Here is a 9,340-nt window from a genome sequence, read left to right as displayed (position 1 = left end):
GGGGTGGGGGGTGGGTCGTTCTGTGGGATGACTTCCGGGCGTTTCGCCGCGTCTATCGTCATACCGCCAGCGGGCGGGGCGTGCGACATCCGCGTCGCCACGCGGAACGGGGATCACAGACCGGCACCACCACCTCATCCGCCGCTGTCTGCGCGCGCCGACCACGCGCGCATCCGAACTCCCGGCTTCCGGGCCGCTCGTCGGACCGTGCCCCGGGGCAGATCCGCACGGCTCGTGAACCGCCGGCCGCGAAAGGGCGGTTGACCATGTTCTGGTGGAAGAGCAAGCGGTTGCGGATCACCGCGATCGTGTTGGCGGTACTCGGCGTCGGCTCGCTGGTCGCCTATCAGGTGATCAGCGCCCGGTGGGTGGACAAGATCTCGCCCGCCGAGGCGAGAGCGGCCGGCACCGCCGACGACGGCAAGCGGGGCACCGGCGGCGGGGTCGACTGCGAGAAGGCCAAGTGCGTGGCCCTCACCTTCGACGGCGGGCCCGGCAAGGACACCCCCGAGCTGCTGGACCTGCTGGAGCGGGAGGAGGTCCCGGCGACGTTCTTCCTGCTCGGCCGCAAGCACATCGAGCGCTACCCGGACACCGTGCGCCGCATCGCCGAGGAGGGCCACGAGGTCGCCAACCACACCTGGAACCACCCGAGGCTGACCGAGGTGTCGGGGGACGAGGTGCGCGCCGAGCTGACCCGCACCCAGAAGGCGATCGAGGACCTGACGGGCGTCACGCCGACCCTGATGCGCCCGCCGCAGGGGCGGACGAACAAGGACGTCTCGGAGATCTGCCGCGAGTTGGGCCTGGCGCAGATCCTGTGGAGCGTCACCGCCAAGGACTACTCGACCACCGACTCGGCGCTGATACGCAAGCGGGTGCTCGACCAGGTCGAGCGGGACGGGATCATCCTGCTGCACGACATCTACGACGGCACGGTGCCGGCGGTGCCGGGCATCATCAGCGAGCTGAAGAAGCGCGGCTACACCTTTGTGACCGTGCCGCAGCTGCTGGCGCCCGGGTCGGCGGAACCGGGCAAGGCCTACCGCTGAGGCGCGCGCGACAGCAGAACGGGGTAGGGGGATAGGGGAGGCGCCGGCGGACGGCACCTCCCCTACCCGCGTCGGTCGCGGACCGTGGATCAGTCGCTGACAGCGGACGTCGCGCGGCGGCGGCGCAGCGCCAGGTAGCCGCCCGCGCCGAGCAGCGCCGCGGCAGCGGCGGCAAGCGCGCCGACCGGGGCACCGGCGCCGGTCTCGGCCAGGTCGCCGCCTCCGCCGCCCTGCGGCTTGTCACCGGCGGGCGCGCCCGGCGTGGGCTCGCCGGACGGGGTCGGCTTCTCGTCCGGGGTCTCCTTGCCCGGGGTCTCCTCGCCGGGGGTCTCGCCGCCCGGCGTCTCCTCGCCCGGCGTGGGCTCGCCCGGGGTCGACTCGCCCGGCGTCGACTCGCTGGGCTCGGGCTCCGGCTCCTCGCCGCCCGGCGTGTCCTCGTTCTCGCAGTCGGACCAGAACACCTTGTGCTTGGCCTTGCCCTTCTGGCCCTCGAACTTCCAGACCAGCTTGTAGTGGCCGGCGTCCAGCTTGAGGTCCGAGGTGCGGCCGTGGCCCTTGTCGTCGAGGGTCAGCCGGCCCTCCTCGGCGAGCTTGTCCTTGACACCGGTCGGGGGCATCTCGACGATCCGCCAGCTGACCTCCTGGCCGGCGTCGAAGCCGAACGCGTCGAGGTAGAACTCGCAGACCTTGGGCTCGTTCTTGCGGAACTCCTCACCGGTGGAGGATTTGTGGATCTTCACGGTGCCGTTGTCGCCTGGGGCGGCGTACGCGGCGGGGGCGAGCAGCAGGGAGGCCGCCGTGGCCACGGAGACGGCGGCCACCGAGGAGCGGGTGCGCATGGGCATACCAACTTCACGTCAAAGGGGAACACTGCGCGGGGGGTGAACCCCGCAGCATTCGCCGATCACAGCCGCCGGTCAAGCGGTTCGAGTGCGCCTCCGCCCCATCGATACGCAGGCGCAACACCGGCCTCGCCGCCAACAGGGCGAGTTGACACGACTTGTCGGACTTCTCCGGAAACGGCTGTGCCGCACTCGCCGGAATTCGGCGGGTGCGGCACAGCGGTACGTTCCGGAACGAGCCCGGGTGACGCTCAGTACGGGCCGTTGACGTTGTCGATCGAACCGTAGCGGGCCGCCGCGTAGTTGCAGGCGGCGACGATGTTGGCGACCGGGTCGTACTGGTCCTTCTTGGTGCCGGCCACGTGGTACGCGTCGAACGTCGGCTTGATCACCTGGAGCAGGCCGATCGAGGGCACGCCGTTGCGGGCGTTGATGTCCCAGTTGTTGATGGCGCGGGGGTTGCCGCTGGACTCCCGCATGATGTTGCGGTGGATGCCCTGGTAGGTGCCGGGGATGTTGTTGGCCTTCATGATGTCCAACGCCTCCCGGATCCAACCGTCGAGGTTGTTCGGGTAGCTCTTGGCGGTTGCGGGCGCGGTACGCGCGGCGCTGCGGCTGACGGCCGGCTTGGCCTGGCCGCGGTCGGCCGCCGCCTTCGCCTTGCTCGCGCTGAGGCTGAGGCGCTGGCCGGGGAAGATCAGGCCCGGGTCGTCGCCGACGACCTTCTTGTTGGCCCGGTAGAGGCTCTGCCAGCCGCCCTTGACCTGGTGGGTGGTGGCGATGCCGTGCAGGGTGTCGCCGCTGGCGACGGTGTAGCTGCCGGCGGCCTTCTTCTCCTTGGCGGCCTTCGCGGCCTTGGCGGCCTTCGCCTTCGCGGCGGCGGCCTTGGCCTCGGAGACCGCCTGGGGGGCGACGGCCTGCGGGGCGGCGACGGACGCCGGTGCGGCGTTGGCGGTACCGGCGGTGATCAGCGGCGCCGCGGCGGCCGCGCCACCGGCGGTGAGGGCTATGGAGACCTTGGAGACCTGACGGGAGACCAGGGGTTGACGCGGGCGACGGTGACGGCCACGAGACATAGGTGTGTCCTCTCCTACGCCTGCGAGGTGAGCTGTCGGATTCGGGCTGGAGTTGCCCGGCCACTCCCGTAGCGCGCACGGCGCTTCGGGGCGTGGCTTCACCCCAAGCCGGCCTGCGGACCTCCGCGGCACGGCACGTACCTGGTTCCCCCGCTCCCGCCGCTTCGAGACTGCTGTCCGTTCCGACCTACCGGGCGGCGGGATTCGGCGTGCCGGTGGTGGACCACCGCCATGGGGTGCGGTGGCGAGGCCACGTAAACACAACGGAAAAGCCGACACAAGGAGTGGTAAGTGCGGGAACCGGCGTTCGGACATGAACACGACGCGATTTCGGGACGGTACGCGGTTGATCCTGTTCCGAGCGTGAGGCGTGACCCGGAACGCCGTTTTCAATCTCCGCGCTGACCTGCGGGGTTGACGAAACGCCAGAAATTCGGCGGCAAGTGCAATTGCACCGGCGGGAATTGTGGTGTGACCCCGCCCACGCTCACTTCGGTGAGTGTTCTTACAACGCCCAGCCGGTCATTCACCAAACGATAGATGGGCAATACGGACATCGTTCACGTTGTCCGCTTTTGTCATTCCGAAGCGCCGGCTCGCGGGCTCAGGCTCACGGCTCCGACTCCGGGTGGCCGTCCTCCCCGAACCACCGCGCGAGCTTGCCGCGCCGACCGACGGCCCGCAGCCGCTGCTCGGCCGCCGCCCGGGTGTGCACGGTGGCGATCAGCAGCAACTCGTCCCCGGCGTGAAGCACCGTGTCCGGGCGCGGCACCAGCGGCACCCCGTCCCGCACGATCAGGCTGACCACCGCCGGCGGCGGAAGCCGCAGCTCGAAGACCGTGACCCCGTGCAGCTTCGAACGCGGCGGGATGGTGAGCGTCAGCAGGTCGGCGTCGAGGACGTCCAGCGGTGCCGTCTCGACCTGCACCTCCCGCAGGTTGTCCGTGCGGGTCATCCCCAGCAGGCGGGCCGCCGCCGGCAGAGTGGGCCCTTGGAGCAGGGTGAAGGCGACGACCAGCACAAAGACGATGTTGAGCAGGTCCCGCGCGCCGGGCACCCCGGCCACGATCGGGAACGTCGCCAACACGATCGGCACCGCGCCGCGCAGACCGGCCCACGAGATGAACGTCTGCTCGCGCCACGGCACCCGGAACGGGGTCAGACACAGCACCACCGACAGCGGGCGGGCCACGAGCAGCAGCACCAGTCCCGCGCCGATCGCCGGCAGCACCGCCTTGGGCAGCTCACTGGGCGTCACCAGCAGTCCGAGCATCACAAAAAGCCCGATCTGCGCCAGCCAGCCGGCGCCCTCGGCGAACGACCGGGTGGCCGCCCGGTGCGGCAGCGTGGAGTTCCCGAGCACCAGCGCGGAGAGGTAGGCGGCGATGATGCCGCTGGCCTGCGCCGCGCCCGCCGCCGCGAACGCGGTGATCCCGAAGCCGACCGCCGCCAACGGGTAGAGGCCGCTGGCCGGCAGTGCGATGCGCCGCAGCGCCACCGAGCCGAGCCAGCCGATCAGCAGACCCACACCCGCCCCGACCGCCAACTGGTAGACGACGTCCGCCACCACCCGACCGGGCGCCGGCAGCTCGGCGGCGGCCGTGCTGAACACCAGCACCAGGATGATCGCGGGTGCGTCGTTGAAACCCGACTCGGCCTCCAGCAGGCCGGTCACCCGCCTCGGCAGCGGCAGCGAGCGCAGCACCGCGAACACCGCCGCCGCGTCCGTCGAGGCGACGATCGCGCCGAGCAGCAGCGCCAGGTGCCAGTCCAGGCCGAGCAGCAGCCGGGCGCCGGTGGCCAGCGCGAGCACGGAGACGGTCACGCCCACCGTGGCCATCACCCCGGCCGGCAGCAGCAGCCGCCGCACGTTCGACCACTGTGTGGTCAGTCCACCCTCGACGAGGATCACCGCGAGCGCGGCCGTGCCGAGCGCCTGCGCGAGCCGCATGTCGTCGAACGGCAGCCCCAGGCCGTCCTCGCCGAGCAGCACCCCGACGCCGAGGAACAGCAGCAGCGCCGGCAGGCCGACCCGGTGCGCGACGCGCGCGGCCGCGATGCTGGCCAGCAGCACCACGCCGCCCACCAGCAGCACCTGGTACAGCGTCGCCAACGTCACCGCACGCCTCCCGCCTCCGTCGACACCGTCCCGCGGCGGAGCCGGGCCAAAACCGACTTCCCGCCCATCATGCCCTAATCGGGACGCCGCGCCCCCTCCGCGGCGCGGCTCCCCTCCGCGGCGCCGCGCCCGTGAGCGGCGCGCTCCGGAGCCTCACACGGCAACCGGAGATGGGCCCGCTCCGCGCTGATCACCTCGCGTCGGGTGACACCGTCCCCGCTCAGCACCAGCTGGTGGAGCGTCTACCCACTGGGCGGGGTGACGCCGGTCGCCGCCGGCCGTCCCCTGACGTACGCCATCGACATCTTGTCGGCCCACGTCCAGTACCCGGCCGGCGCTTCAGCAGTTGCCCGTCCTCGTGCGAGTCGCGCATGCCCGGGTCCAGCGCCCTTCGGCGAGTCGCACACACCGCGTGATCAGTTCGACCGGGAAGCGGGACCGTCGGACGCCTCGCTCGCCGCGCGGCGGTACTCGGCGTTGATGCGCTGCGCCTCCTCGAGTTGGTCCTCGAGGATGATGATGCGGCAGGCGGCCTCGATCGGGGTCCCCCGGTCGACGAGCTCGCGGGCGCGGGCGGCGATCCGCAGTTGGTAGCGGGAGTACCGGCGGTGCCCGCCCCCCGAGCGGAGCGGGGTGATCAGACGGGCCTCGCCGAGGGCCCGTAGAAAGCCCGGGGTGGTGCCGAGCATCTCGGCGGCCCGCCCCATGGTGTACGCGGGGTAGTCGTCGTCGTCCAGCCGATCGCTGAGTGGAGTGTTAGCTGCTGCCATGTCACCTCGTCGTGCAACGCGTCGAGGGGCCCTGGTGCCGTACGGCACCAGGGCCCCGAAGGAAATACAACACCATCTGTCGGCACTCATGCTCTGCCGACCTTCTGTTTCCGCTATCCGGCCCGGCAAGGGGAGGGATGCGGGGATCGCGGCTGCGTGACCGGGGACCACCATCCAATCGGGGTCTTGCGGTACCCGGACCGAGTGCTACTCAGGCCGGGCGATCCTGATGGCGTCTGCTCCTCCGTCCTTACTTCGAACCAACCGGAAACGGATACTGCGGTACTGCTGGTCGAGCTTTCGGCGGCCCCTCGACCTGCGGGCCGCCCAGTGCGACTCCCAGCTCCGTCGCCGTTCCGTGAAGACCTTGGCTTCGGGGCTCCAGAGCCGCACTGACCTGCGAACTTCAGGTACTACTACCCGCCAGTTCATGTCTGCCGGGTCTCGCTTGACGTTGCCAACGAGCAAAAGGCTAACCATGACAGGAGCCAATGTCTACTCTGACAAGAGTAGATTTTGCCGCTCGACTGCCACAGCTAGGCTGTGGCCAGAGGTGAGGTACCGGACGGTGGGACAGCAGGAGACCCGGTGAGGGCCGCTACCGACGCGCGTCGGTAGCGGCCCTCACCGGGTCTCCTGTGGCGGTTCGCCCGCCTGGCCTCACACCTTCGGGGCGACAGCGACTCCCCCGAGCAGCGCCGACGCCGTCTGGAGCGCACTGGGGGCGGCCACCGGCACGGCCTCGGGGTGTTCGTGGCAGGTGAAGCCGAGGCGGGACATGGCCCGCACGACCTCGCCGCTGGAGAAGTCACGGCGGTCCTGGCGGGTGATGACCTCGCCCACCTGCTTGGCCGGGTAGCGGCGACGTCCGATCGTGACGGACTCTGCCGTGACGAGCTCGGGCGCGACGCCCTTCATCGATGCCAGTACGTCACTTTTTGTCAGCTCGAACGGATACCGGGCGATGACACAGCGCATGATGCCTCACAGGGGAGAAACAGAGGAGAAGGGGAACGGGCCGGGAGGAGGGTGTGGCTCGGTGGTGTCAGCGGCTCCGGGCGGGCGCGCCGAGACCGGACCGCCGCTGCTCCCCGCGGCGCCCCGCCTCACCGCCGGCCCCGCCCCGGCCCGTACGGCTCCGCCGCCCCCGAGGGCCCTGGGACGAGGAAGGCCCGCCACGGGGACGTTCCGCGGCCGGCGCGGTGATCACGACCGGGACGCCGGACGGGGTCTGTGCACCGGTGATGCGGCTCAACTCCGCCTCGCCCGAACGCACCTGGGCGATGCGGGGCGTGATGCCCGCCGAGGCCATCAGCCGGCTCATTCCGCGACGCTGGCCGGGGGTCACCAGGGTCACCACGCTGCCGGACATTCCGGCCCGGGCGGTGCGACCGCCGCGGTGCAGGTAGTCCTTGTGGTCACCGGGCGGGTCCACGTTGACGACCAGGTCGAGGTTGTCGACGTGGATACCGCGCGCCGCCACGTTGGTCGCCACGAGTACCGTCACCTGGCCGCTCCTGAACTGGTCCAGGGTCCGCGTGCGCTGCGGCTGGGACTTGCCGCCGTGCAGGGCCGCGGCGCGGACACCGCTGCTCAACAGGTGCGCGGCCAACCGGTCCACCGCGTGCTTGGTGTCGAGGAACATGATCACTCGACCGTCGCGCGCCGCGATCTCGGTGGTCGTCCGGTGCTTGTCGGCGTCGTGCACGTGGAGCACGTGGTGCTCCATCGTGGTGACCGCGCCCGCCGACGGGTCGACGGAGTGGACCACCGGGTCCGTCAGGTAGCGGCGGACCAGCAGGTCGACGTTGCGGTCCAGGGTGGCCGAGAAGAGCATCCGCTGCCCGCCCGGACGCACGCGGTCGAGCAGGGCGGTGACCTGCGGCATGAAGCCCATGTCGGCCATCTGGTCGGCCTCGTCGAGCACCGTGACGTCGACGTCGGTCAGCCGGCAGTCGCCCCGCTCGATGAGGTCCTGGAGCCGCCCGGGCGTCGCGACGACCACCTCGGCCCCGGAGCGCAGCGCCCCGGCCTGCCTGCCGATGGACATCCCGCCGACGACGGTGGCCAGCCGCAGGCTCACCGAGCGGGCGTAGGGGGTGAGCGCGTCGGTGACCTGCTGGGCGAGTTCGCGCGTGGGGACGAGGACGAGGGCGAGCGGCTGCCTGGGCTCGGCACGCCGACCGGCCGTCCGGGCCAGTACGGCGAGGCCGAAGGCGAGCGTCTTGCCCGATCCGGTGCGGCCGCGGCCGAGTACGTCACGACCGGCCAGGGAGTTCGGCAGGGTGGCCGCCTGGATCGGGAACGGCACGGTCAGGCCTTCGTGGCCGAGCGTGGCCAGCAGCCGTGCGGGCATGGCGAGGTCGGCGAACGACTCCACGGCGGGCAGCGGCGGTGTGATCGTTTTCGGCGGCGCGAACTCGCCCTGGGCGGGCCGTCCCACCTGACGGTTTCCGTAGGCCTTGGCGCGGCGCGGGCCACCGGAGCGGTTGGCGCCGGCGCCTCCTGAAAAGCGGTCGTGGTTACGGGACGTGTGGGCACGCTTCATGCGGAACCTTCCTTGACGGGGCGCGTAGCAAGGGGTTCCCGCAGCGGATGAGCGGCGCAGAGAATCTCGAGACGAGCCGAATGCGATGAGGGCCGAGACGGGGTGACGGAAAAAGGAGCGCGTCACCGGTCGGCGATGCGGCGGGCACCTTTCCGCGGCGTGGCCTCTCCGCGGCGAGACCGAAACGCGGCGTGGCGAAAACGCGGCGAGCCGGGGCCCGCACCCCAGAGGTGCGGGCCCCGGCTGCGGAGTACGCGTCAGCGCCGGTGTCAGGCGGGAACGATGTTCTCGGCCGTGGGGCCCTTCTGGCCCTGCGCGATGTCGAAGGACACCTTCTGGCCTTCCTGGAGCTCACGGAAGCCCTGGGCGGCGATGTTCGAGTAGTGGGCGAAGACGTCCGGGCCGCCGCCGTCCTGCTCGATGAAACCGAAGCCCTTTTCGGCGTTGAACCACTTCACGGTGCCATTGGTAGCCATGTTCGCTTCTCCTTCGGAGACGGTTTGCGCAATTCACTCTCTGCGAATCGCGTGTCGCCGTGATGATTAACCCGTCGGAAAATGAACCCTCTGGCAACCACACCTGCAACTGATGTCGACAGTAGCACGCCACGACCGGCGGTGCACGGAAGGCAATTCAGTGCCGACCGGCAGTCGAGGAATACTCGTCGCCCCCCTCGCCTATTTCTCATTCGGCGAGCACAGATATTGCTCTTCGGCGGGCAACTCCTTCGCCGCGGGCCGGCGTTTCAGGACACCTTCAGCAGGGCGTCCTCGCGCCATTTGAGGATCTTGTCGAAACTGACCACCGCGCCGTCGCCGGGGCGGTTGCGGAAGCGGGCGTGGTCGGACAGGGCCTCGATGAGGTGGAGGCCGCGGCCGCTCTCGGTGTCGACGGGGGCGGCGCGCCTCATCCAGAAGTCCTGCGTCCAGCGCA

10 protein-coding genes and 1 riboswitch are annotated in these 9,340 nt (G+C 70.7%); of the genes, 1 reads left to right on the top strand and 9 read right to left on the bottom strand.

Annotation, left to right across the window (positions count from 1 at the left end):
* Nucleotides 1–266 precede the first annotated feature (266 nt).
* A complete protein-coding gene (locus FNX44_RS18950) occupies nt 267–1,052 on the top strand; it encodes a polysaccharide deacetylase family protein (protein ID WP_143649488.1) in 786 nt (261 codons plus the stop codon).
* Nucleotides 1,053–1,141: 89 nt separating this feature from the next.
* Here FNX44_RS18950 and FNX44_RS18945 read toward each other — a convergent pair whose 3' ends face one another.
* From FNX44_RS18945 to FNX44_RS18905, 9 genes are all read right to left on the bottom strand, one after another.
* Nucleotides 1,142–1,897, bottom strand: coding sequence for an LPXTG cell wall anchor domain-containing protein (locus FNX44_RS18945; protein ID WP_407699209.1), 756 nt, complete (start codon nt 1,895–1,897; stop codon nt 1,142–1,144).
* Nucleotides 1,898–2,145: 248 nt separating this feature from the next.
* Nucleotides 2,146–2,970: a LysM peptidoglycan-binding domain-containing protein gene (locus FNX44_RS18940; protein WP_143649487.1), complete on the bottom strand. Its 825-nt coding sequence runs from the start codon at nt 2,968–2,970 to the stop codon at nt 2,146–2,148.
* Nucleotides 2,971–2,972: 2 nt separating this feature from the next.
* Nucleotides 2,973–3,142, bottom strand: a riboswitch (cyclic di-AMP (ydaO/yuaA leader).
* A gap of 217 nt (nt 3,143–3,359) precedes the next feature.
* On the bottom strand, nt 3,360–3,527 hold the full coding sequence (locus FNX44_RS18935) for a hypothetical protein (RefSeq protein ID WP_153507456.1): 168 nt from the start codon (nt 3,525–3,527) through the stop codon (nt 3,360–3,362).
* A gap of 53 nt (nt 3,528–3,580) precedes the next feature.
* Nucleotides 3,581–5,089: a potassium/proton antiporter gene (locus tag FNX44_RS18930; protein ID WP_143649486.1), complete on the bottom strand. Its 1,509-nt coding sequence runs from the start codon at nt 5,087–5,089 to the stop codon at nt 3,581–3,583.
* A gap of 416 nt (nt 5,090–5,505) precedes the next feature.
* On the bottom strand, nt 5,506–5,859 hold the full coding sequence (locus FNX44_RS18925) for a helix-turn-helix domain-containing protein (RefSeq protein WP_143649485.1): 354 nt from the start codon (nt 5,857–5,859) through the stop codon (nt 5,506–5,508).
* Between the two features lie 660 nt (nt 5,860–6,519).
* Nucleotides 6,520–6,837 carry an SCO5918 family protein gene (locus FNX44_RS18920; RefSeq protein ID WP_143649484.1) on the bottom strand — a complete coding sequence of 106 codons (318 nt, stop codon included), beginning with the start codon at nt 6,835–6,837 and terminating at the stop codon, nt 6,520–6,522.
* A gap of 67 nt (nt 6,838–6,904) precedes the next feature.
* Entirely contained in the window at nt 6,905–8,407 is a 1,503-nt protein-coding gene (locus FNX44_RS18915) for a DEAD/DEAH box helicase (RefSeq protein WP_143649483.1), read from the bottom strand.
* A gap of 269 nt (nt 8,408–8,676) precedes the next feature.
* Entirely contained in the window at nt 8,677–8,883 is a 207-nt protein-coding gene (locus FNX44_RS18910; protein WP_143649482.1) for a cold-shock protein, read from the bottom strand.
* 269 nt (nt 8,884–9,152) lie between these two features.
* Nucleotides 9,153–9,340: ATP-binding protein (locus tag FNX44_RS18905; RefSeq protein ID WP_143649481.1), on the bottom strand; the 188-nt coding region annotated here is incomplete at its 5' end.

This window comes from Streptomyces alkaliterrae (assembly GCF_007097205.2).
Classification (GTDB): domain Bacteria; phylum Actinomycetota; class Actinomycetes; order Streptomycetales; family Streptomycetaceae; genus Streptomyces; species Streptomyces alkaliterrae.
Note: the sequence above shows the minus strand (reverse complement) of the source record. Positions and strands in the feature narration are given on the sequence as shown.

What these genes read in the sequence shown, in the direction of transcription:
- FNX44_RS18950 (WP_143649488.1), top strand. Translation starts at nt 267, where the DNA reads ATGTTCTGGTGGAAGAGCAAGCGGTTGCGGATCACCGCGATCGTGTTG.
- FNX44_RS18945 (WP_407699209.1), bottom strand. Translation starts at nt 1,897, where the DNA reads ATGCCCATGCGCACCCGCTCCTCGGTGGCCGCCGTCTCCGTGGCCACG.
- FNX44_RS18940 (WP_143649487.1), bottom strand. Translation starts at nt 2,970, where the DNA reads ATGTCTCGTGGCCGTCACCGTCGCCCGCGTCAACCCCTGGTCTCCCGT.
- FNX44_RS18935 (WP_153507456.1), bottom strand. Translation starts at nt 3,527, where the DNA reads ATGTCCGTATTGCCCATCTATCGTTTGGTGAATGACCGGCTGGGCGTT.
- FNX44_RS18925 (WP_143649485.1), bottom strand. Translation starts at nt 5,859, where the DNA reads ATGGCAGCAGCTAACACTCCACTCAGCGATCGGCTGGACGACGACGAC.
- FNX44_RS18920 (WP_143649484.1), bottom strand. Translation starts at nt 6,837, where the DNA reads ATGCGCTGTGTCATCGCCCGGTATCCGTTCGAGCTGACAAAAAGTGAC.
- FNX44_RS18915 (WP_143649483.1), bottom strand. Translation starts at nt 8,407, where the DNA reads ATGAAGCGTGCCCACACGTCCCGTAACCACGACCGCTTTTCAGGAGGC.
- FNX44_RS18910 (WP_143649482.1), bottom strand. Translation starts at nt 8,883, where the DNA reads ATGGCTACCAATGGCACCGTGAAGTGGTTCAACGCCGAAAAGGGCTTC.